Annotated in this window: 22 protein-coding genes; 4 read left to right on the top strand and 18 right to left on the bottom strand. The window is 37.7% G+C overall.

The features are described from left to right. Positions 1-85: 85 nt before the first annotated feature. The 5 genes from RQ907_RS00660 to sppA form a co-directional block, all read right to left on the bottom strand. Complete coding sequence (locus RQ907_RS00660; RefSeq protein WP_311491479.1) at positions 86-1144, bottom strand: ribonucleotide-diphosphate reductase subunit beta; 1059 nt, start codon at positions 1142-1144, stop codon at positions 86-88. Between the two features lie 9 nt (positions 1145-1153). Next, on the bottom strand, positions 1154-1486 hold the full coding sequence (locus RQ907_RS00655) for a phage holin family protein (RefSeq protein WP_311491478.1): 333 nt from the start codon (positions 1484-1486) through the stop codon (positions 1154-1156). Positions 1487-2653: 1167 nt separating this feature from the next. After that, positions 2654-5182 (bottom strand): ribonucleoside-diphosphate reductase subunit alpha, encoded by a 2529-nt coding sequence (locus RQ907_RS00650; protein ID WP_311491477.1) that lies wholly within the window; start codon positions 5180-5182, stop codon positions 2654-2656. Between the two features lie 190 nt (positions 5183-5372). Further along, the gene (locus RQ907_RS00645) at positions 5373-5843 is read right to left on the bottom strand and encodes an RDD family protein (protein WP_311491476.1); all 471 of its coding nucleotides are present in this window, start codon (positions 5841-5843) and stop codon (positions 5373-5375) included. Continuing rightward, entirely contained in the window at positions 5833-6816 is a 984-nt protein-coding gene (gene sppA / locus RQ907_RS00640; protein WP_311491475.1) for a signal peptide peptidase SppA, read from the bottom strand. Before sppA ends, RQ907_RS00645 begins: the two co-directional genes overlap by 11 nt. Positions 6817-7057: 241 nt before the next feature. Between sppA and larE the strand changes: the two genes are divergently transcribed. Genes larE through larC form a run of 4 tightly spaced genes read left to right on the top strand, consistent with a single transcriptional unit; the run spans position 7058 to position 9994 of the window. After that, positions 7058-7891, top strand: coding sequence for an ATP-dependent sacrificial sulfur transferase LarE (gene larE / locus RQ907_RS00635; protein ID WP_311491474.1), 834 nt, complete (start codon positions 7058-7060; stop codon positions 7889-7891). Then, on the top strand, positions 7891-8649 hold the full coding sequence (gene larB / locus RQ907_RS00630; RefSeq protein ID WP_311491473.1) for a nickel pincer cofactor biosynthesis protein LarB: 759 nt from the start codon (positions 7891-7893) through the stop codon (positions 8647-8649). The genes larE and larB overlap by 1 nt, the downstream gene beginning before the upstream one ends. After that, positions 8649-9569 carry a LarC family nickel insertion protein gene (locus RQ907_RS00625; protein ID WP_311491472.1) on the top strand — a complete coding sequence of 307 codons (921 nt, stop codon included), beginning with the start codon at positions 8649-8651 and terminating at the stop codon, positions 9567-9569. Before larB ends, RQ907_RS00625 begins: the two co-directional genes overlap by 1 nt. Positions 9570-9571: 2 nt before the next feature. After that, complete coding sequence (larC, locus tag RQ907_RS00620) at positions 9572-9994, top strand: nickel insertion protein (RefSeq protein WP_311491471.1); 423 nt, start codon at positions 9572-9574, stop codon at positions 9992-9994. Positions 9995-10628: 634 nt separating this feature from the next. Here larC and ftsH read toward each other — a convergent pair. The 13 genes from ftsH to RQ907_RS00555 all read right to left on the bottom strand — a co-directional run bounded on the left by ftsH (position 10629) and on the right by RQ907_RS00555 (position 22569). After that, complete coding sequence (gene ftsH, locus RQ907_RS00615; protein ID WP_311491470.1) at positions 10629-12689, bottom strand: ATP-dependent zinc metalloprotease FtsH; 2061 nt, start codon at positions 12687-12689, stop codon at positions 10629-10631. Then, on the bottom strand, positions 12686-13156 hold the full coding sequence (locus RQ907_RS00610; RefSeq protein ID WP_311491469.1) for a MarR family transcriptional regulator: 471 nt from the start codon (positions 13154-13156) through the stop codon (positions 12686-12688). Before RQ907_RS00610 ends, ftsH begins: the two co-directional genes overlap by 4 nt. A gap of 84 nt (positions 13157-13240) precedes the next feature. Next, the gene (locus RQ907_RS00605; protein WP_311491468.1) at positions 13241-14101 is read right to left on the bottom strand and encodes an NAD(P)/FAD-dependent oxidoreductase; all 861 of its coding nucleotides are present in this window, start codon (positions 14099-14101) and stop codon (positions 13241-13243) included. Beyond that, a complete protein-coding gene (locus tag RQ907_RS00600) occupies positions 14101-14409 on the bottom strand; it encodes a thioredoxin domain-containing protein (RefSeq protein WP_311491467.1) in 309 nt (102 codons plus the stop codon). The genes RQ907_RS00605 and RQ907_RS00600 overlap by 1 nt, the downstream gene beginning before the upstream one ends. 9 nt (positions 14410-14418) lie before the next feature. After that, positions 14419-15015 (bottom strand): P-II family nitrogen regulator, encoded by a 597-nt coding sequence (locus RQ907_RS00595; RefSeq protein WP_311491466.1) that lies wholly within the window; start codon positions 15013-15015, stop codon positions 14419-14421. After that, positions 15015-16406 (bottom strand): DUF1538 domain-containing protein, encoded by a 1392-nt coding sequence (locus tag RQ907_RS00590; protein WP_311491465.1) that lies wholly within the window; start codon positions 16404-16406, stop codon positions 15015-15017. The genes RQ907_RS00595 and RQ907_RS00590 overlap by 1 nt, the downstream gene beginning before the upstream one ends. Before the next feature lie 60 nt (positions 16407-16466). Beyond that, complete coding sequence (gene pta / locus RQ907_RS00585) at positions 16467-17489, bottom strand: phosphate acetyltransferase (RefSeq protein WP_311491464.1); 1023 nt, start codon at positions 17487-17489, stop codon at positions 16467-16469. A 72-nt stretch (positions 17490-17561) separates the two neighbouring features. After that, positions 17562-18035, bottom strand: a complete 474-nt coding sequence (locus RQ907_RS00580) for a DUF4446 family protein (RefSeq protein WP_311491463.1) — start codon at positions 18033-18035, stop codon at positions 17562-17564. Then, a complete protein-coding gene (locus RQ907_RS00575) occupies positions 18032-18595 on the bottom strand; it encodes a cyclodeaminase/cyclohydrolase family protein (RefSeq protein WP_311491462.1) in 564 nt (187 codons plus the stop codon). Before RQ907_RS00575 ends, RQ907_RS00580 begins: the two co-directional genes overlap by 4 nt. Continuing rightward, positions 18585-19592 (bottom strand): ParB/RepB/Spo0J family partition protein, encoded by a 1008-nt coding sequence (locus RQ907_RS00570; protein WP_311491461.1) that lies wholly within the window; start codon positions 19590-19592, stop codon positions 18585-18587. The genes RQ907_RS00575 and RQ907_RS00570 overlap by 11 nt, the downstream gene beginning before the upstream one ends. Positions 19593-19600: 8 nt before the next feature. Continuing rightward, on the bottom strand, positions 19601-20485 hold the full coding sequence (locus tag RQ907_RS00565; RefSeq protein ID WP_311491460.1) for a ParA family protein: 885 nt from the start codon (positions 20483-20485) through the stop codon (positions 19601-19603). Then, a complete protein-coding gene (locus RQ907_RS00560) occupies positions 20463-21677 on the bottom strand; it encodes a CinA family nicotinamide mononucleotide deamidase-related protein (RefSeq protein ID WP_311491459.1) in 1215 nt (404 codons plus the stop codon). Before RQ907_RS00560 ends, RQ907_RS00565 begins: the two co-directional genes overlap by 23 nt. A gap of 91 nt (positions 21678-21768) precedes the next feature. Then, the gene (locus RQ907_RS00555) at positions 21769-22569 is read right to left on the bottom strand and encodes a CPBP family intramembrane glutamic endopeptidase (RefSeq protein WP_311491458.1); all 801 of its coding nucleotides are present in this window, start codon (positions 22567-22569) and stop codon (positions 21769-21771) included. Positions 22570-22579: the final 10 nt, after the last annotated feature.

Raw genomic sequence — 22579 nt, 5'->3', positions numbered from 1 at the left:
ATTTTTATTAACCCCAAATAACTACATGTTTAAATAATAAAAAGTTTTGAATTTAATAAAACAGAGCGAATCAACGCTCTGTTTTTTATAGGTCGTCTTCAATTATAGATGATTTAGAATAAGCAGTTACCTTGGCTTCGAAAAAGTCAGTCTTAACTGCATTTGGATCTGAATATTCATCTACCCATTTCATTGATTGAGGAATTTCTGTATATCCTTCAAAGAGTGGTTCAAAACCTAAGCCCTTGGCACGAAGGTTGCCCAGATATTTTATATAATCTTCAATCATGGTTGTAGAAAGGCCTGCTATATTATCACCAATGGCGTACTTGCCCCATTCGATTTCTTGGCGAACGCCTTCTTTTAGCATTTCCCTATAGATGTGGGTAGCTTCTGGTGTAAATAAGTCTGGTCTTTCCTTTTTAAGGTCGTTTATTAGGGACCTAAATAGCCAGAGATGGGTGTTTTCGTCCCTGTTGATATATCTAATTTCTTGAACAGTTCCTGGCATCTTGCCATTTCTTCCTAGGTTATAGAAGAAAGAAAATCCTGAATAGAAATAAATTCCTTCAAGGATGTAGTTAGCAATTAGGGCCTTTACAAACTGGAATTCATTATCCCTTTCTAAAAATTCGTTGTATTGGTCACCAATAAATTCATTACGTCTTAGAAGGTGGTCATCTTCCTTCCAGAGGTATAAAATTCTGGTTCTTTCTTCTGGCGAACAAATTGTATCAAGAATGTATGAATAAGACTGAGAATGGATTGACTCTTGGTAGGTCTGGATAGACAAACAAAGATTAATCTCATTTGCAGTTACGTAAGTCTGTAGGTTTGGCAAATTGGCTGTCTGGATAGAATCAAGATAAGTCAAAAATGAAATAATCATGTCATAGGCTCTTTTTTCGTGCTGGTCAAGATTCCTATAATCTTTTATATCCTGGTTTAAATTCACTTCTTCTGGAATCCAGAAATTGTTCATAGCCTGCCTGTACCAATCAGATGTCCAGGTGTATTTAAGGTTGTTAAAATCATTAAGGTTTGTGGTATTACCTTGGATAATCTTTCTCTTAGCAAGATCAATATCTCCATTTTCATTAAAAATACCACGTTTTTCGACTTCTTTTCTTTTACTTTCTTCCATCACTACCTCCTAGGAAATGATATTTAAAACAATAGATGAAACTATTGATAGAACTATAGATGCAAAAACTAAACTAAATAAATGGGAATCAATATGGGCCCCATCAACAAATTTAAAAGCCAAATACAAAACAAAGGCAGAAATCACAAGTGAAAATAAACCCAAGGTCAAAATAGTGACAGGAAAGGCAAAAAATTTAAGCACAGGCTCCACCACCCTTTGAAGTAGGGTCAAAACAATAGCTGTAATAATAAGCGCCGAAGTCTTGTCAAAAGAAATATGGCTTATAAAATTACTCATTAAAAATAATGAAATAGCATTTGCTATAAATAAAATTAACAAAATAAACTCCTTTTTTTCATCCAAGATGAAGTATTCTTTCATATATATTATTATACCAGATATTTGTGTTTTTTATCCGAGATAAAGTATCTTTTTCTTCTTATCCGAGATAAGTTATCATTTTTCTTAATTCGAGATAGATTATCTATCTTATATGTGATGGTTTTATTTACTATTGAATCTTCGTAATTTTATCTTTTATATTATTATTCTACTTACAGTTGAATCTCCGTTTAAAGGGGAGGCCCGAGGGACCTTCCGCAGGGTCCCTCACCCGCCTCCCCTTAAACCCCTCTCGGCTGCACCCCCGAGCGGCTCCTTATGCGGAGGGCGAGTAAGGAAGCTTGCTAATCGCAAGCTTTTTTATGTAGAGATAATTACCTTGTTTAAGATTACGTATCTCCCTACAGATTTCTAATCGTCGGGTTGCTAAAAACTGATAACTCGCTAACGCTCAGTCCTCCACGAGCCGGACGGGCTTGCCATCAGTTTTCTTAACGCAACCCTTGATTAGAAATCCTTACCCGATAAAAGGGAAACTTGGTCTCAAAGTTCCAGGACTTGCCAGGCTCGTTTGGCTTCGCCAAACATTGCTAAATTAGTGTTTGTTTTCAAACGAAGAAACTAAAAATCCTAAGGTTAAGTATTTTAAAAGCCCAAGCATCCGTTAAGAAAATTGCACTGACAGCTTTTTTTGAATATAAAAAACAATAAATACTGTGAACTAATTAAAAATACAAAGCATAAGTCAGACGAGATTGCAATTTTTAGGAGGCTTGGGATTTTAAAAATTTAGAATAATATTATACATAAACAAGGGCTCCTCCATACCAACACGTTTGCCGACAGGCAAATTCCATATCCCCCGCGAGGGGTCGCCCGGAGGGGGTAAGTCTCCACGAGCCGACGGGCTTGCCGGGGGTTTAAAGGGGACCCGATGTGGGAACATCCTGCCCTAGCGGCCGAGAGCGACGAAACGTTCCCCAGGGGTCCCCCTTTTTACGGAGGGGTCACGTAAATGACCAAAATTATATAAAATAAAATAATTTATCTTGGATAAAAGAAAAAATAATTTATCTTGGATAAAAGAAAAAATAATTTATCTTGGATTGAAAAAAGGAGGGCTTTTGGGAGCCCTCCCAAAAATTTATTTATCTTGGATAAATCCTACGCGGAGCAAGTATCACACTCTTCTACCTCAAGTGATTTGCCTCTTACATAGTAAATGCTCTTTACTCCACTTTCCCAAGCTGTTAGGTAAACATTTAAAATCTGTCTCATGGTGTATTCTGTAGTGATGTAGATGTTTACTGATTGGGCTTGGTCTAGGTGACGTTGTCTTATTCCTGCCATACGCATTGATATATTTTGGTCGATGTCGTGGGCGTTTTCATAGAGCCAGAAAGTTTTGGTTGTAAGTCCTGGTGCTACTCTTGGGACTATGGCGCCTTTCTTTTCTTCTAGGAAATACCTGGACATAATTGGGTCTACCCCTGCTGATGTGCCGGATATGATTGAGGTTGATCCTGTTGGGGCAATGGCCATTAGGTAGCCATTTCTTAAGCCGTATTTTTTTACATCTGCGGCTAGTTTTTCCCATCTTTCTGATGTGTAGGCCCTATCTGTGAAGTAGGCACCACTTTGCCAGTCGCTTCCTTCGAAGACCCTATAAGCTCCCTTGTCTTTGGCAATTTCCACGCTTTCCTTGATGGCGTAGTAATTTATATCTTCATATACCCTGTCAACCAATTCTGAGTGGGACTTTTCGTCTGACCATCTAATGTCATTTTTAACTAGCATATGGTGGTAGCCACTGGTGCCAAGACCTATGGCCCTATATTTTTTATTGGTTACTTCTGCATATGGGGTTGGGTAATAATTTAGGTCAATTACATTATCTAGTGCCCTTACAACTGTCCTTACAGTTTCTTCAAGCTCTTTTTCATTGTTCACATCAAGCTTGCCGAGAGTTAGACTTGCTAGGTTACATTCTACAAAGTCGCCCGGCTTGGTTTTGTTAACTATAACCACGTCCCCATCTTCTGTTACTATTTCTGTTGAAACACTTTCTGATGGGCTCATATTTTGGGCAATCTCTGTGCAAAGATTTGATGAATATATCATTCCCATGTGCTTATTTGGATTGTATTTATTTACCAAATCCCTATTGAAAATGAAAGGTGTGCCAGTTTCTGACCAAGACTTAATTAAAAGCCTTACCATATCCTTAATTGGCATGACCCTTCTAGATATTTCCTTATCGGCAACTAATTTTTTGTAAAATTCTTCAAATTCATCCCCGTAGGTATCTTCGATGGCTTTTCCATATTTTTTTACAACCTCGTGTGGGTCGAACATATACCAGTCGCCTTCCATGTTGTCTTTGACCTGTTTCCAGAAAAGGTCAGGCACGCATACACCTGGGAAGACGTCGTGGGCCTTCATCCTATCGTCACCATTGTTGGTTCTTAGGGCCAAAAACTCTGGCATATCCTTATGCCAAATATCAAGATAAACGGCCACAGCTCCCTGGCGAACGCCTAGTTGGTCAACAGCTACAGCTGTGTCGTTGGCTAGTCTTATCCAACGGATAACTCCACCAGCAACTCCCTCAAAACCACGGATGTCAGAACCATTTGCCCTTACTTTTCCAAAATACATGCCCATACCACCGCCGTGTTTGGAAACCTCGGCAAAGTTGGTAATAGACCTGTAAATTCCCTTTAAGGTATCAGGCACAGTTTCTATAAAGCATGAAGAAAGCTGATTAAAAGGCTTTCTGGCATTGGTCATAGTTGGAGTTGCCATGGTTGCCTTTAGACTTGATAAGATATCGTAAAGTCTTTTGGCAAAGGCGACCCTGTTTTTTTCTGGAATGGCAAGGTGCATGGCGATTCCCATGAACATCTCTTGGACTCTTTCTAAAAGACGGCCGTCATAACTTTTTATCAAATATCTTTTTCTTAATAAATCTAGACCTGAGTAGGTAAAAATGTCATCTCTCTTGGAGTCTAGGTATTTTTCTAATTCATCTATGTCATCTGACGAATAATTTTCTAAAATATAAGCCCCGTAGAGGTCGTTTTCTGTCAAAAACTTTATTTTTGATTTGAAATCATAAATTTCGTAGCGTTCTTCTTCTTCCCTTATCTCTAGGTTTATCTTGTAGGCTAAAAATCTTGCAGCTATTATTTCCCAATCTGGGGCTTCCTTGCTAGTTAGCTCGCTTGCTGCACGGATTACTGCATCTAGGACTTCCTTGTCATTCATTTCTGGCTTGGTAAAGGATTCAAATTTGAAATAAAGTGACTCTATAGGATATCTTTGGCTATCAAATTCCCTTTGAACCTTAGAAATTATTTCCATTAGGTCCTTATCAGCCACATATTGGGTAAAATCTGAAATCACCTTTCTGTCCATGTTGTGCTTGGCACGGTAGAGGATAAAAGACTTTACCTCTCTATAATAATTTTCATCAATTAGGTTTAGTTCTACTAGGTCTTGGACTTCTTCTACGGTCACTGTGTGATCTGTTGGGAACTTTTCCTCGATTGTCCTTACAATTTTTTGGGCGATGTATTCAAGTTTTTCATCAGTTATGGTAGAATCAACTGACTTAAAGGCTTTGAATATGGCTCTTTTAATTTTCCCTAATTCAAAGTCAACTTTTGACCCATCTCTTTTTATAATTTTCATTTATCTCTCCATCCTAACTACTAGATGTAGTGGTATTTTATAGCAATCTATATCTTATCATACCTTATATAGGGGCTAGTGTGAAATATGGATAAAAAAAGCACAAAGGCTTTTAAAGCTTATCTTTGTGCTATTTGTCTAAATATCTGTCTAATTTTAATACTATATTTTTCTTCAAAAACAAATTTTTCTAAATTTCTTTTGCATATAAATCCCTATAGGCTACCTCTTTTACAACAGCTGTATCAGTGAACAAATCGATAAAGCTTTGTTTTTTAGGAGTGACTAGGGCAAGGGCATAGAGAAAGATAAATTTATTTTGAATGTACCTTCCGGCTATTTCCCTTATTAGGATTTGGCTAGTTGATAAGTTCCCACCAACAGATACCACCCTGAGTCCTGTAATGATTTTGCCAAGGCTTTGACCCCTGGTTATTAGGGATAGGATTGTAAAATATATTATACAAATAAGGGTATGGAGAGCCTCTATAAGGCCTAGCCCAAGGATTTTCACATCAGGATCTATGGGCAAAATAAATTTGATTATACTATAGAAGGCTGAAACTACCATCATATCTATTATATAGGCCAATAATCTTAGGCCAAATGATGAATAAGCGTAGGTAAAATCTCTTTCTTCGAAAACTTTTTTATCTTCCATAGACTCCCCCGTAGATATACATAGGAGCTTGCCTATTTTCTTCCATCAATTCTTTAAGAATTGCGAGGTCTGATGAAGATTTCTTCAAATCACTAACCTTTTGGAATAGTTGTCTGAGTGAAAGATTTGTATAGGAACTTTCCACAACTTGTGGGTCATTTAACTTATTTTCCTTGGTCATATCTGCTATTGCCATGTCGATATCACCTATCTTGTCAACAAGGCCATTTTTCACAGCTTGGGCTCCATCATAAACCCTACCGTCAGCAAGTTTTCTAACGTCTTTTTCACTCATGTGTCTGCCTTCAGATACGATTTTTACAAAACGACCAAAAGCTGAATCTACTAGGGATTGGAGGTAGGCTTTTTCTTCAGCATTTAAGTCCCTACCCATGGTACCTGTATCTTTCATCTTGCCTGAAACTACGTTTTGTTCCTTGATGCCATATTTTTCAAAAAGTCCTTGGAAAGAACGGCCACCCATGATTACACCGATAGAACCAGTGAGGGTTTCATTTGAAGCGTAAATCCTATCTGTTGGAGCAGAAATATAATAACCACCAGATGCAGCCATCTCTTCCATTACAGAATAGACTGGGATTTTCTTTGCCTTTAAGTTTTTAATTTCCTTGGCAATTTTTTCTGAAACATAAACTGACCCACCTGGAGAATTTACTGTAAGAATAACTCCCTTGGTTGTTGGGTCTTTTGCAGCATCTTTAAGCTCATCAATAACATATTCGCTATTTTCGTCTCCTTGAATGACACCTTTTAGAGAAATTTTTCTGATTTTTTCTGAAGGGTTTGTTCCTTGGATGACCTCTTGATCAAAAAGTGTAGACTTGCCCCAATCTTTAAGGTAGGCCAAACCTTTTGCCTCATTTTCTTCTTTGGTATCTTTCATTAACATGGAAGCAACGAAGACAAGTACGGCAAGTCCCACTGCTATCCATCTTTTTGCGTTATTTTTCATATTCTCTCCTTACATTTGAATTTTTAACTAAAAATATTATACCCTAAATAAATCAAGACTAAATAAGATTATTGCATTTTCATAAGCCAATCAGTACAATGAATATGCATTACAATTATCGTTAACACTCGATTACATTGTTATGTATAGCTCCTGCCCGGAGCTATTTACATAGAGAAAAATTAAGCTGTATTTCTTATATAGCTTAATTATTTTTTTATATTTTAAAAGGAGTGTTTATATGGAAAATAACACCAAAAAACTCTATCAAATCATAAAAGACCTACTAAAGAAAAAAATAGTTTTGGCCTTTTCAGGTGGAGTAGACTCTGCCTTGCTCTTAAAAATAGCAACAGACCTAAGGCAGGATGAAAACGATGTAGTCGCTATGTTTTTCAAGGCTCCATCATCTACAGAAGAAGACCTCGTTAATGCCCAAGCTTTGGCAAAAGAAATGCAGGTTAACTTATATATAAAAGATGTGGATATCTTTGTAGATGACCACATCACCAACAACGAAAAAGACAGGTGCTACCACTGCAAGAGCCACCTTTTTAAACAAGCTATAGATTTAAAAGACGAACTCGGTTACGGTTATGTCATTGACGGGACCAACACCGATGACCACAAGGTTTATAGGCCTGGTCTTATGGCCCTAAAAAATCTTGGAGTCGTAAGTCCCCTAAATATGGCTGGTTTTTCTAAAGGAATGGTGAGGGCCCTTGCTAGCGAGCTTGGAGTAAGTGTTGCAAAAAGGCCATCAGCCCCTTGTCTTTTAACTAGGTTTCCTTACGGTACAAGGATTACCCCAGCAAAATTAGACAGACTTGAAAAAGCAGAAGCTTTTATAAGGGACCTAGGCTTTATCAAATTTAGGGTCAGAGACCACTCTAATATAGCTAGGATTGAGTTAGAGCCAGCTGACTTTATAAGATTTATCGACAAAAAAGATCAAGTCATAAGGGAATTTAAAAAACTTGGTTTTTCCTATGTGACACTAGATTTAGAAGGTTTTAGGTCAGGATCTATGGATGAGGGCCTAAGCGAAGAAGAAAAGAAAAAGTGGGTCTTATAATGGATAAAAAAACCTTAATCAAACAAATAAAAGAAGGGGCCATCTCAGAAGAAGATGCCCTTAAAATCCTAGAAGGCAAGGGATATGCAGATGTAGGCGAAAACGTCAAAATCGACTTCTCAAGAAGGGAAAGACGTGGTTTTCCAGAAGCAATTTACTGCGCATCCAAGGATGACGATAGCCTTATCCAAATCTTTAAGGCCTTTTACGACAGAGGCGAATCTGTAATAGGCACCAGGGCAAGCAAAAGCCAATACCAAATCGTAAAAAAAGCCATCCCTGATGTAGAATATTCAGACCTTGCCAAAATTATTAGCCTAGACTACTCCAAAGAATCTGATAAAATCGGTGAGATCGCCGTAGTTTCTGCAGGCACATCTGATCTTCCTATTAGCCTTGAAGCTGAAATCACAGCTAGGTTTTTGGGAGCAAAAGTAAAAGCCTACAGGGATGTGGGAGTCGCAGGAGTTCACAGGCTCTTAGATAAGACAGAAGAAATAAAAAAAGCAAATGTAATTATAGCCATAGCAGGCATGGAAGCAGCCCTTGCAACAGTCCTCGCAGGTCTTGTTGATAAGCCAATCATTGCTGTGCCAACTTCCGTTGGCTACGGAGCAAATCTTGGAGGAATCACAGCCCTCTTATCAATGATAAACTCCTGTGCTGAAGGGGTAAGCGTAGTTAATATCGACAACGGCTACGGTGCCGCCTACCAAGCCTGCCAGATAAATAGGCTAATAGCGAAAGGAAATAAATAATGGACCTATATTTTGAAATGTATTCAGGAATAGCTGGTGATATGACCATCGGAGCTCTTTTAGACCTCGGCGCTAGCAAGGAAAATTTAGAAGCAGGAATCAAATCTCTTGGCCTAAGTGACTATGACTTGGTTTTTGAAAGAGTAAAGAAAAATGGAATCGACGCTTATAACTTTGACGTTATCCTAGCAGGTCATAACCACCACCATCATCATAACCACCACCATGAGCATGTTCATTGCCATGTCCACACCCTCGAAGACGGGCACACCCACAACCACGAACATTGCCACGATCACGACCACCACGACCATGGACACGACCATTGCCATTGCCACGAAGATGGTCATAGTCATTCTCACGAACATTCTCATGGCCACATTCACAGCCATGTTCACAGAAACCTAAACGATATTAAAAAAATAATCAATTCTTCAGACCTAAATGAAAATATCAAGAAAAACGCCCTTGGAATTTTCGATATAATCGCCGATGCAGAAGCCAAGGCCCACGGAATACCAAAGTCTGAAGTCCACTTCCACGAAGTTGGAGCAATTGATTCTATTATAGATATTGTCGGCACTTGCATATGCTTAGACGACCTTGGTGTAGAAAATATTTATTTTTCAGACCTCTACGAAGGATTCGGCTACCAAATGTGCGCCCACGGCCCAATGCCAATACCTGTGCCAGCTGTAGCCAATATCCTTGCAGATTCTGATATTAACCTAAACTTCATCGGAGAAGAAGGCGAGCACATCACTCCAACAGGTGCTGCTATCGTTAAATACTTCTATAAAAAAGCACCAGAAAGTTTTAAAATCAAAAAAATCGGCCTTGGAGCCGGCAACAAGGACTTTGAAAAGTCCACAAATATCCTAAGAGTAATCCAAATCGAAACTTGTAAAAAAAAACAATAAAATTGCTTGAAACAAATATCGACGATGCCAGCGGAGAAATCTTAGGTTTCGCCTTAGAAAAAATCATGACTGTCGCCCTCGATTGCTATTACAGCCCGATTTTCATGAAAAAAAACCGCCCAGCCTATAAATTGTCAGTAATCTATAAAGCAGAAGACGAAGAGGCAATCGAAGATATAATTTTTAGGGAAACCACATCCATAGGAGTGAGGAAATTTGACCTAGAAAGGACAATCCTCGATAGGAAAATAATTAAAATTCATTATGGGGATAGGGACTACCTTGCAAAACAAGTTAGCTACAAGGATAAAACCTACACCTACCCAGAATACGAATCCGCCAAAGACTTGGCAGAAAATGAAGGAATATCCCTAAAAGAAGCCTACAATTTGATGAGGGCCCTAGTAGTAAAAATTGAAAAGTAAAGACGGACCAGGACTGAAAATGTCCTGGTTTTTTGTGGATATTTTTAATTAATCCCTTCCTTCAATCTGGTTTTTAATTTATAAAATCCCTTGTATCCTTCCCTTATATTTTCTGGCTATGTATTTAATTTACTGATTTCATCTTCTAAGTTTTTAATTTCTCCCCACCATTCTTTTTCTTCAATAAATTCTGAAATTTCTTTCTAAAGTTATTGTAAGATTTTTATTTTTAACATTTTAATCTTCCTTACTATTTTTGGAAAAGAAAAAAACGACTAAGTTTTAATCTTAATCGCTTAAAAAATATTCTGAAGATATTTTTCTATCATTTTTTTATAATAAATTTAATTAACTATTTAGTAAAGCTGTTACATATAGAAGTAATAAAGATAGACATATACCCGACAAAATTGTATAATGCTGAGATCTATCTCCATCACATTTAATGGCTTTTATAATAAACATCGGAGTCAAGTATGCTACCACAAGAGCCATAATAATAATTACAGTCTTCATAATTCCACCTTTCTTTGGTTGACAATAGTTTAGTACAATTTTGTCGGAATGTCAATATTATTTCATATTTTGCTTAAAATTGCCAGCAAAAAAGCCAACCCTAAGGCTGGCTTGATTTTTACTCATCGTCTTTTGACAAGTCTATAAATCTCTTATTTTCATCTTCTTTTTCAGAATCATTTTCAGTTTTGTTTTCAACTGATTTTTCAGTTTCAGCTTCTTTTTCAACTGGTTTTTCAGATTCTTCTTGTGGTTGAATTTCTTCTTCAGAATTTTCTAGATTTTTTACATCCACATCTGTGTTTTCATCGATTTTTGCTTCGCTTACTTCTTTTTCCTTCTTTCCTTCAAGAATGGCCATAAATTCTTCACCTGTTATGGTTTCTTCTTTTAGGAGGTAAGCTGCGATTTCGTGGAGTTTGTCGACATTATCTTTTAGGATTTCTATAGCTCTGAAGTGAGCATCGGCTATGATTTTTGCTACCTTTTGGTCAATCTTGTTGCCTGTACCGTCTGATACTATCATTGCCCTTTGGCCACCTAGGTATCTTCCTTGGATTTGCTCTAACTGCATGAAGTCAAATTCATCATCCATACCGTAGATTGTTACCATATTCCTTGCCATAGCTGTGGCTTTTTCTATATCATTTGAAGCGCCAGTGGTCTTTGTATTAAAGATTAGCTCTTCTGCCGCCCTACCACCTGCAAAGGTCACGATTTCGTCGATTAACTCTTGCTTGGTCATGATATATTTTTCGTCCTTGTCGACTGTCATTGTATAGCCTAGGGCACCACCAGTTCTTGGAACTATTGTAATCTTTGTTACTGGTGTCTTGTGGGTTTGGATGGCTGCAACTAGGGCGTGGCCAACTTCGTGGTAGGCTATTATTTTCTTTTGGTCATCTGAGATTACTGCATTTTTCTTTTGCATACCTGCTATTACTGTTTCGATTGATTCTTCAAGGTCTTCTTGGGTAAGCTTCTTTCTGCCTTCCCTTACCGCCCTTAAAGCACCTTCGTTAACTATATTTGCAAGGTCTGCACCAGATGTGCCTGCAGTTCTCTTGGCTATTTCTTCATAGTCTATATTTTCTTCTTTTTTAATTTTTTTGGCGTGGACTTTTAGGATATCCTCACGGCCCTTTAGGTCAGGTAGTTCTACCTGGACTTGCCTATCAAACCTGCCTGGTCTGGTTAAGGCTGGGTCTAGGATTTCTGGTCTATTGGTTGCAGCTAATAAAACTACACCTTCAGTTGCATCAAAACCGTCCATTTCATTTAGTAATTGGTTTAGGGTTTGTTCACGTTCGTCATTTCCAGAATATCCAGAAACATCACGCTTCTTACCAATAGCATCAATTTCATCTATGAAAACTATACATGGGGCCTTTTCCTTGGCTTGTTTAAATAAATCTCTTACCTTAGATGCACCCATACCGACGAACATCTCCACAAATTCAGATCCTGAAATTGAGAAAAATGGCACTTTTGCCTCGCCTGCGACTGCTTGGGCGAGAAGGGTTTTACCGGTTCCTGGAGGGCCTACAAGTAAAATTCCCTTTGGAACCCTAGCTCCGATTTCCTTATACTTGCCTGGGTTGTGGAGGAAGTCTACAATTTCACTTAGGCTTTCCTTGGCTTCTTCCTGTCCGGCCACGTCTCTAAAGGACTTGCCTGTTTCATTTTCCATATAAATCTTGGCATTTGATTTGCCAAAATTCATGAAGTCGGCTCCACCTCTGCCACCCATGGTCTTAGAAAGGGATCTGGATGCGAAATAGAAGATTCCGATTAGGAAGATAAATGGCAACACACTTGTAAGGAAAAGTGACAAGTATGGATTCATTTTGGTCTCTATTTCCTTGCCAAATTTCAATTTATCGTTGCGTTTTTGAGCCTCTAAGAGGCTTTCTGTAAGGTCTGTATCTTCACAAAGTCCTGTTTGATAGGTTTTTTCTACACCATCTACCTTGGCCTTGAAAGTGTATTTTAAGTTGTCCCTGGAAACTTCAGTAACCTGGTCATCGTCTATCATCTCTACAAATTGGCTGTAGGATATTTCCTTTGCCCCGTCTTGTTGGGAAATAGGGCTAAAAACATAGGAAAATATGAAATATATGATTATAGCACCTATCCAATAATAAAGTAAGGGTCTATTTTTTCTTGGTTTTTGATTCATATAAGTCTCCTTGATATATATTTATCAAGTAGGATGTCAAGTTCTTTTAACTCTTCTACTATGGTTTCTAAATTTACTTCTACAGCATCATCTGGGAATTCTTCCCTTATTTTATAGAAGTATTCTCCCAAATCCTTGCTTGCTGTGATTCCTGCCTCGGTTAACCTAACATTAACCACTCTCTCGTCTTCTTCGCTTCTAATCCTGTCAACATAGCCTTTTTTCTCAAGCTTCTTGCATATATTAGAGATATTTCCACCTGTAACTCCTATAGCCTTTCCAAGATTACCTATAGATACATCATCGTCAGATGAATATAGGGCAATTATTATTTTTAGCTGGAGGGGAGTTAGGTCTAAGTTGTTTGCCGTATCTTGAAGTAGTAAGTCAATTTTATGTGATATTTCTCTAATCATAGAGAATATGGTATTGTTAAATTCAAAAAAGTTTATATGTTTATCTGGCATAGCCACCTCCTGATATATTTATTTTACATATCTTAAATATTATGTCAATATAAATAGCTATGTTTTACACCTATTATATTTTTGTCAATTTTTTTTAGATAGGTAACTAGCCACACCTAAGGCTGCGACTTGGCCTTCGCCAACAGCCTTCATTATCTGGTAGGGTTTACCAGTGATATCTCCTGCTGCAAAAAGTCCCTTGATGGATGTCGATAGGTCTCTTCCCACCAAAATGTGGTTTTCTTCCATTTTTATGCCAGGCACTAGCCTTTCCGCCTTAGAAGAATCTTTTTCTATAAAAAACCCATCTGCTTTTATTTCTCTACCCGATTTGAAAACGAGTTTTTCAGCCCTTTCGTCTCCCTCAAAGCCCATAGGAATTTCTCCTTCGATTAGGTCTATACCTTCATTTAGGGAGACTGCCTTGCCTGTCATATTTACAAAAACAAGACTTCCCACAATCTCTGATGTAAAATTTGCTTCAGCAACTGATTCGTCATTGTAGCCGATAACTACGACCTTCTTTCCCCTATAAAGGGCAGCATCGCAAGTCGCACAGTAATTTACACCCTTGGCAAAAAACTTTTCCTCATTTTGCAAATCTTTTTTAAGCTCAATTCCACTTGCCAATATCACCGACCTTGCTTCTACCATCTCGATTTCATTTTCGATTTCTATGGCGAAAAAATCTCCCATGGCATAAACAGTTTTGACCTTCCTGGTATCCCTTTTTATTTCAAAACCCTCTATGGAATTTTTAAAATTTTTATTTAGGTCAGAGCCTGTGATGTCTTTAAAACCCAAATAATTGGCGATTTTCTTGGTTTTGACAAGTTTTTCAGAATCTTTCCCAAAAAGTATTACCGACTTATTCCTTATTTTCGAATTTAAAGCGGCGCTAAGTCCTGCAGGACCTGCGCCGATTATTGCTATATCATAGGTCATTATAAATATTTAGCCATTTCCTCTACAAGAGCTTCCTTAGGGTGGAATCCTATTAGGTTTCCTTTTAAAACTCCATCTTTAAATATGAGTAGGGATGGAACTGCATTTATATTGTATTGTCCAGCAATTTCGTTTGACTCATCTACATCTACTGTGTAAATGTCATAGTCAACTTCTCCTGCTAATTGTTCTAGGATTGGCGCTTGCATCTTGCATGGTCCACACCAAGTTGCAGAAAAATCTACCAGGCAAAGGCCTGTACCGTTTTCTACCTTGTCTCTAAATTCAAATGTATCTAATTTTTGCATATATGCTCCTTAATTACTTTGCTCTACTAAACCAGCTACATGATTAACTGGTAGTGAATATATTATACCCTTTCCTTGGCTTTCCAAATCCATTTGGTCATAAATTTCCTTCTGAATTTTTTCTGCCATGTCTTTTTTAACAAGCATAATTACCAAATCTTTTTCTGGTTCTATATTCATCGACAAAAACAACTTGCTTTTTACTATTTCACCTGACCCTCTGCCGTGGATTACTGTAGCCCCCTTAGCACCGTTATCCTGGGCAATATGGATGGCTTTTTGGCCCTGGTGTCTGTCGACAATTACATACAAACAAACATATTCCATTTTATTTTCTCCCTCTAATGATGTTGAAAATGCCACTGCAGAATTTACTGCTTGTAGCTTTTCAGATATTTTTTCTATTATTTTCTTTACATACTCTTCTTCTATAAGGGCTGTAACTATTTCTTTTTTTGTCTTATCTATGGCAAGGGCGTTTAAAATTTCGCTTGGCGCAGAGCCTTCACCATAAAAACAACCAATAGCTGTGGCCCCGTGGTCTTTTAAAATTTTCATAAACTTAGATCCCTTGCCCCTTGGCAAGATTATCCTTAATAACTGCATTATTTCGCTCCCTTATACAAATTGCCCATTATCATAATGGTTAAAACTGGCATCATGGCTACAAAGGAAATTACCCCAAAGCCGTCGGCAATATTGCCCGCAACTCCTTGGCAAAAGGCTAGGATAAAGGTGGCAGTCATAGGTCCTGATGCCACTCCTCCCGAATCAAAGGCTATACCAACAAAGATTTGATCAACCCTCCTTGATAGGATGAGAGAAATCAAAAATCCTGGCACAATTAACATCCAGAGGGCAAAGCCTTCTATTCTTATCCTAAAAATCGCAAGCATAACTGCAAAAGCAACCCCTATGGATAGGGCAGTTAAGATATTTTTCCTTGGAATAGAACCACCTGTCACGTCTTCTACCTGTTCGGACAAAACTGCCACAGCTGGTTCTGCCAAAACTACCAAAAGTCCCAAAACAAAACCAATCAAAGGTAGGAATTTGCTATCAGCTAGGCCTTCGCCCAAGACTCTAGCAAGGTCCGTAAAGCCACCCTCAACGCTGGTTAAAAAAATTATCAAACCGATATAGGTATAAAGAAGTCCCAAGCTAATTGACTTTAGCTCGTCTTTTTCTATCTTAAAATACAAATGATTCATAATATAAAATACAAGGGCAATTGGCACTATGGCGAAGGTTGAATTTATAAAACCTGACATAAGTGGGGAGTGGGCAGCATGATCTGCTAAAATTTCGCCACCACCACCTGATAAAAGATTCATCAAAAGACCGGCGAGTATTGGGCCTGTTGATGCAAGGCCAACTAGGCCAAAGGAATCATCTTCGCTTTTTTCTCCCTTTAAATTTGCAACACCAAGTCCAAGGGCAATTATAAATGGAGTTGTCATAGCTCCTGTAGTTGCACCTGATGCATCAAAGGCAATAGCGTGTCCCATCTCTTCTGTAAAAATCATTAGGATAAAAACCATCCCATAAATTAGGCACATCATAGTAGAAAGGCTGATATCCTTAAAAATCCTAAAAAGTCCTGAAGAAATCATAATTCCAACCCCAAGGGAAATAATCATTACAATGACCTGAGCAGGAATACCTACGGCGCTTGTTACCTCACCTGCAAGGATAAGGAGGTCTGGTTCTGCTATTGATATAGTAAAACCAATAAAAACCCCAAATAATATTACCTTTATAAGCCTATCAAACCTTGCAAGAAACTCTCCCATCATAGAGCCGATTTCTGATACAGAAATTTCTACACCTGTAAGAAAGATACCGAGGCCTATGATGACCCCAGCGCATCCCAAAAAGAAATTAACTAGGAGTTTACTTTCTACTCCCACAAAAAAATTAAAAATTACTACTAAAATTGCTATGGGAATTACTGACTTGGATGTGTTTTTTATTTCATCTAGAAAAATAAAGCTCACCTTCTTTCTTAAATTATAAAAAAAAGAGCAACCAAAACTGATTGCCCTAAAATTATTTTATTATTTATTAGCTGCAGCTTCTGCTGCTTCTCTAGCTCTTTCTGCTGCTTGCATGGCTGTGATGATAGCTATTTCATACACGTCTTGAGCTGAACAACCTCTTGAAAGGTCGTTAACTGGTGCATTTAGTCCTTGGAGTATTGGTCCTAGGGCCTTATAACCACCAAGTCTTTGAGCTATCTTATAGCCAATGTTACCTGCTTGTAGGTCTGGGAAGATAAATACATTGCACTTACCAGCTACATCAGATTGTGGAGCTTTGTTCTTAGCTGTTGCTGGATCAATAGCTGCATCAAATTGGATTTCACCAACAATTTTTATATCTGGGTTAATTTCTTTAGCGATAGATGTTGCCCTAGCCACCTTTGTTGCAAGGTCGTGGTGGGCTGAACCGAAGGTTGAGAATGATAGCATAGCTACATATGGGTCAAGACCAAAAGTCTTAGCTGTGTGGCTTGTTTCTACTGCTACTTCTGCAAGTTCGTCTGCTTCTAGGGTGATATTTACAGCTGTATCTGCAAATACTAGTTGTTGTCCGTCTGGTCCTAACATTACCATTACACCTGATACTCTTTTTCTACCTGGGATGGTTCTTATAATTTGAAGAGCAGGTCTGATTGTGTCTGCTGTTGTATGAATAGCACCAGATACAAGTCCGTCAGCATAACCAAGTTTTACTAACATGACGCCAAAGTAGTTTAGGTCTCTCTTTAGGATAAATTGTGCTTCTTCTCTGTCTATCTTGCCTTTTCTGATTTCTGCAAAGGCATCAACCATTTCATCGAAATGTTCATAGCTTTCTGGATTTAAAATCTTTATTTCAGAAATACTTTTTCCTAATTTGTTTGCTGTTTTTTGGATTTCGCCTTGATCACCTAGGACTAGAGGTTTAATTAATCCCTCTTCTTGGTGTCTGATAGCTGCTTCCAATACTCTTGGGTCATTACCTTCTGGTAAGACTATGGTAAGGTTTTTTCCTTTTATTATGTTAATAGCTTCTTCTAGAATTCCAATTCTTGCCATTAAATCCTCCTATTATTTTACTACTCTTATTATATTGTAAATTTCAATTAAAGCTAGTATATTTGCAAATTTTTATCTTTTTGCTTTATTAAGAGCCTTAGTTTCTGCTTCAGATAATTCACCCTTACATGAACCATTTACTATCTCTTTTAGGTAAACATTTGCTCCATCAGCCCCGTAGAGGCTTGTTAGGATAATTCCGTTGTGGAAATTATCTAGCATACAAAGGGCAAAGGAGAGTTCTCGGCTTTGGCCTTCAAAGGCATCAAAGTGAACCACTGCCATATTTGACACAGCTCCCATGGTTGTATCTTTGGCATCTGCTGCAGTTTTGTTTATATTTCTTAGCTCCTTGTGGGAGGATTCTATCTGGTCATTTAAATTGTTTAACAATTCTTCGATATTTACATCTGGGTCATTTCCCCTTAGCAAGTGATCGTACCTTTGTTTTTGCCTACGGGTCCTGTCTTGAAGACCCTTTAGCATGGCAAATTGCAAGATTACAATAAGGGCCAAGAGTCCCATTCCTACATATATTCCTGTCAAGCTTTCCTTCTTTCTATAATATTTCTATTATTTTGATATAATTTATAAGCTTCATCTAAAACTTCATCTATATTATACTTATAATTTGTTTCATTTAAATTCGCCTTAAGGGTCGGTAGGGATAATTTTATGGCATTATAGAGCATTTCATTTGCGATTTCACCGTCTGCTAGGGTTGAAGCTTTGCCAAAGTCTAGGAAAAATCCCAAAAGCTCCAGGGCCTTTAGGGCCAGGGTGTTTAACCTAATTTGAGGTTTAGAAGCGTCTATAAAAAACTTTTCGTCAATTGGCCCCTTGTTTTTATATTGGTCTATCAATAAATTTGCATAATAAATATCCTCATCGGCACATTTACTTAGCAAATCTGATATCTCTTCCATGACCTTTCGCTTTTCCCTTGCTTCATTGCCGAGCTCTCCCCAGTCATTTTTATCCAACATTAGGCCTAAGTTTACGGCAAGATTTGCACTTAAAATTACAATGGCTCCTCCACCAGGTTTGGCATTTACCTTCCTAGTTTCCTCTATTAACTCGCCCACCCTTAGGTCATTAATCTTCATACCTAATCCTATCGTAAATTTTTTCTATATCTTCAATCGAATAACAATCTATTACTACTTTATAGGCATCTTTGTTTTTTTCTATGGCCACCTTTGTCGCCAACTTGTTCATGAATTTTTCCTCAAAATCATCAAAGAGAAGGGAATCAAGGTTTGGAATTTTTTCCTCTTTTGGTTTTTTATCTGACTTGCCTGTTAAGTCTATAAAATTTTTGCGAGGAGGTTGTTTGTCTTCCCTAGAAATTTTTTCTACATCTCTGACTACAACTTTTTTATTTTTGTAATCATCTAGGGCTTTTTCTCTTTTTTCTCCATCGTCAAGGGAGAGTAAGCTCCTAGCTTGGGATGGGGAAATAGAACCTTCTCTTAGGGCAGATTTTTCTTCCTCATTTAGCTTTAATAGTCTTACTGTGTTGGCTATATATGAGCGCGACTTGCCCATTTTTTGGGCAATCTCATCTTGGGTGAGTCCGTAAGAATCAATTAGCTTTTTATAGGCTGTTGCCTCTTCTATGGCTGAAAGGTCTTCTCTTTGGACGTTTTCTATAAGAGATAGGACCTCTACGTCTTCTTCTTCAAAGTTTTTTACAATGGCATCTATAGTTTCAGATCCATTTAATTTACTCGCCCTAAACCTTCTTTCACCGGCTAGTATTTCATAGTGCTTGCCCACCCTTGTAACTATAATAGGATTTAAAAGTCCATACTCCTTTAAAGATAAGGCTAGGTCTTCGAGAGCTTTTTCGTCAAATTCTTTCCTAGGTTGGTTAGACCTTGGACTTACTTTTTCTATAGGTAGAGTTTCTACCTTTAGAGTTTTTTCATAATTTTCTGCCGGGCTTTCAGCAGGCTTTTCGTCTTTAAAATCTTCCTTCACTTCTTCTTTAGAATCTTCTTTAACTTCTTTGTCTTCTTCAACAAAATCTTTTTTAACTTCTTCTTTTATATCTGGTATCAAAGAGCTCAAGCCCCTACCCAAAGATCTTCTGTTATTCATTTATCCCCCTATTTTATTATTTCTGAAGCTAGGCTTATGTAGGCCATAGCGCCCTGGCTTTTGGCATCGTACTCTATAGCAGATTTACCATGGGAAGGTGCTTCTGCAAGTCTAACATTCCTAGGAATCATTGTCCTAAAGACCTTATCTTTGAAGAATTTTTTCACTTCTTCAACAACTTCGTAGGCAAGTTTGGTTCTCTTATCAAACATGGAAAGTAAAACGCCTTCTACATTTAGGTCCTTGTTTAAACTACCCTTTACAAGTTCAAAGGTATTCATAAGTTCGCTCACACCTTCAAGGGCGTAGTATTCTGTTTGGATTGGAATAATAATTGAATCGCTCGCCACAAGAGCATTTATAGAAAGGAGTCCTAGAGATGGTGGACAATCTATAAGGATAAAATCATAATCATTTTTGATCCTATTTACAATTTCCTTTAACTTTTTTGTCCTCTCAATTGGGTCAAGTTCTACAAGCTCCACTTCTAGGCCGGACAAAGAATTTTCTGACGGAATCAAATCCACTCCAGATTCTGTCTTTATAATCTTCATATCTTTTAAAAGGTCGATATCTTTTTTCTTATCCTCAACTTTTTTTGACTCTTCTTTTACTTCTGAATCTTCCTTGTCTTCAGAACTTTCTGCCTTTTCCTTTTCATTTTCCTTTTCTTTTTTTATTTCCTCTTCTTCGGCTAGGAGGTAAAAAAGGTCATAGATTGAAGAATCTACCTTATTTTTATCCACGCCAAGGCCTGTAGTAGCATTAGCCTGTGGGTCCATGTCGATTACTAGGACTTTTTTATCCAAGTAGGCAAGGGCAACAGATAGGTTAACCACTGTAGTAGTCTTTCCTACTCCTCCTTTTTGATTAAATACTGATATAGTTTTCATACTCTTCCCTCACAATCAAAATACTCATGTCAATTAATTTATTTTTGACAACTCTTCTTACCTTGTTTCGGTCACCCTTGACCTTAATTTTTCTGATATATTTCTTTCCTTTATATAGGACACCAGCATAAGCTAGACCCAAATGGGCATATCCTGTTGTTGCCAGACACAAGTCGGAACCAGTAGCTTGGTGGAGTCCATCAAGCATTTCCCCTGCCACTTCTGGACTAACAACGTCATACTTTTCTATTGTTTCATATGAAACATTTAATAGCTTGTGCTTTATGTCATTGGCATAGGTGATATAGGATTCTTTTAATACATCGCTTGCTCCGGCTATATCTACAATAGAAGAAGCAACTAGGCCTCCAGTTATAGATTCAGCACAAGAAATTTTCTCTCCCTTCGCCCTTAATTCATCAATTAAAACTTCTTCACGGGCCTTGTCTTCTGTTGTTAATAAAAGTGGGCCAAAAGCTGTTCTCACTTGGTCAAGGCCTCTTTTCAAGGAAGCTTCCAAATCTTCTTTATTAGCGGCGCTGGCAGTTACCCTCAATTCCACTCCTGTACTTTTCGCATAGGGGCTTATGGTTGGATTCGAGCCTGAAAGGTCGATAGTCTTTGCCACTCGCCATTCACATAATAGGGCAATCTTACAGTTTACAGACTTTATCAAAAGGTCAGTGTGGATTCTAGGAACGACTTCCTTATCAAACATATTTTCCATTTCATTTGGAGGTCCTGGCATCAAAACATATTTGGTTTTATCTCCCATTATACAACCAGGAGCTGTACCTTGGTCATTTTTCAAAATGCTTGCAGACTTTGGAAAAATCGCCTGCTTTTCATTTACCATCATGGCCTTTTTTTCGTCACTAAAATATTGTTTCAATTCCTCGTAGGATTCTTTATCCAATACCATTTCATCTTCTAGACCCAAAACTTTTACAAGAGTTTCCTTGGTTAGGTCATCCTCAGTTGGGCCCAAGCCCCCACTAACAAATACATAATCATATTCGCCATTTGCTTCCTTGAGCGCTTTGTAAAGCCTTTCAGGATTATCTCCTACAGTCACCATCTTGTATAAATTTATACCCAAGTCCTGGAGTCTTGATGCTATAAACTTTGAATTTGTATCCAAAATTGATCCTAGTAGGATTTCTGTACCTACCGAATAAATTATTGCTTTCATTTTTACCTACCTTAATGTTTCACGTGAAACTTTTATACCTATATTTTACTCCCAATTAGGATAAATTCTAATTTGTGAAACAAAAAAACACCTAGGCTTTTCGCCTAAGTGTTATTAGTGAATATATTCCTATTATTAGAAATACTGTGTAGATACAAATTCCGATAGGACTCAAACCCTTATCCAAAAATGGAATCATGGCAAGGATGTTGTTTGTAGCGTGTACTATTATCGAAGCCTTAATCGATTTTGTTTTAAAATAGACATAGGCTAGGACAAGGCCCATGAAAAATGTGTTTGGTGTTTGAATAATATTGAAATGATAATAACCAAACATTAGGGCTGTCAAAAATATTGTGGTCTTTACAGAACATTCTTTTCTTATTTCTTCAAACAAGACTCCTCTAAACAAGAGCTCTTCTACAAGTGGTGCACCGATTACTGTTACTATAAGTATGACAATTCCGTCAACAATTCCCTTTGCGTTAAAGACATTTTGTAAGATGTCCATGGAGCTTTTTAATATTTCTGTACCAGCAAATGCCTTGATAATTAAGTTGGTAAGCAGTTGTCCAAAGCCAATTGTTCCTATACCAATGCCCACAAGAGTAAGCGGATCTTTGATTTTCGCATCCGAGATATATCTTCTATTATATTTGCTCCTAAAGGTCTTATCACGTTTTTTAATGTAAAAATATAAAATCGCAAGTTTCACCACTTGCCCACAAAGTACACCGTAGATAACGTAGCCAGACGCTTTTAAAAAATCCCCATCTTTAACTTGAGCTATTATACTCGGAATACTCGCCCCTGTAATGACGTCTATAATAACATTTACAAGCAAGAAACTCATTATAATAAAGAATGTTTTTATTATTTTCTTAAATTTCATATTTCCTCCT

It is taken from the genome of uncultured Anaerococcus sp. (assembly GCF_963510575.1).
GTDB lineage: Bacteria > Bacillota > Clostridia > Tissierellales > Peptoniphilaceae > Anaerococcus.
This window is presented reverse-complemented; position numbering and strand designations above follow the sequence as displayed.

Excerpts from the sequence above, each read along its gene's own strand:
- RQ907_RS00565 (WP_311491460.1), bottom strand. The coding sequence starts at position 20,485 with ATGAAAACTATATCAGTATTTAATCAAAAAGGAGGAGTAGGAAAGACT.
- RQ907_RS00625 (WP_311491472.1), top strand. The coding sequence starts at position 8,649 with ATGGACCTATATTTTGAAATGTATTCAGGAATAGCTGGTGATATGACC.
- RQ907_RS00560 (WP_311491459.1), bottom strand. The coding sequence starts at position 21,677 with ATGAAAGCAATAATTTATTCGGTAGGTACAGAAATCCTACTAGGATCA.
- sppA (WP_311491475.1), bottom strand. The coding sequence starts at position 6,816 with ATGAAAAATAACGCAAAAAGATGGATAGCAGTGGGACTTGCCGTACTT.
- RQ907_RS00575 (WP_311491462.1), bottom strand. The coding sequence starts at position 18,595 with ATGAAGATTAATGACCTAAGGGTGGGCGAGTTAATAGAGGAAACTAGG.
- RQ907_RS00605 (WP_311491468.1), bottom strand. The coding sequence starts at position 14,101 with ATGACCTATGATATAGCAATAATCGGCGCAGGTCCTGCAGGACTTAGC.
- RQ907_RS00650 (WP_311491477.1), bottom strand. The coding sequence starts at position 5,182 with ATGAAAATTATAAAAAGAGATGGGTCAAAAGTTGACTTTGAATTAGGG.
- RQ907_RS00645 (WP_311491476.1), bottom strand. The coding sequence starts at position 5,843 with ATGGAAGATAAAAAAGTTTTCGAAGAAAGAGATTTTACCTACGCTTAT.
- pta (WP_311491464.1), bottom strand. The coding sequence starts at position 17,489 with ATGGCAAGAATTGGAATTCTAGAAGAAGCTATTAACATAATAAAAGGA.
- RQ907_RS00660 (WP_311491479.1), bottom strand. The coding sequence starts at position 1,144 with ATGGAAGAAAGTAAAAGAAAAGAAGTCGAAAAACGTGGTATTTTTAAT.
- RQ907_RS00570 (WP_311491461.1), bottom strand. The coding sequence starts at position 19,592 with ATGAATAACAGAAGATCTTTGGGTAGGGGCTTGAGCTCTTTGATACCA.
- RQ907_RS00555 (WP_311491458.1), bottom strand. The coding sequence starts at position 22,569 with ATGAAATTTAAGAAAATAATAAAAACATTCTTTATTATAATGAGTTTC.
- larE (WP_311491474.1), top strand. The coding sequence starts at position 7,058 with ATGGAAAATAACACCAAAAAACTCTATCAAATCATAAAAGACCTACTA.
- ftsH (WP_311491470.1), bottom strand. The coding sequence starts at position 12,689 with ATGAATCAAAAACCAAGAAAAAATAGACCCTTACTTTATTATTGGATA.
- larB (WP_311491473.1), top strand. The coding sequence starts at position 7,891 with ATGGATAAAAAAACCTTAATCAAACAAATAAAAGAAGGGGCCATCTCA.
- RQ907_RS00595 (WP_311491466.1), bottom strand. The coding sequence starts at position 15,015 with ATGCAGTTATTAAGGATAATCTTGCCAAGGGGCAAGGGATCTAAGTTT.
- RQ907_RS00600 (WP_311491467.1), bottom strand. The coding sequence starts at position 14,409 with ATGCAAAAATTAGATACATTTGAATTTAGAGACAAGGTAGAAAACGGT.
- RQ907_RS00610 (WP_311491469.1), bottom strand. The coding sequence starts at position 13,156 with ATGCCAGATAAACATATAAACTTTTTTGAATTTAACAATACCATATTC.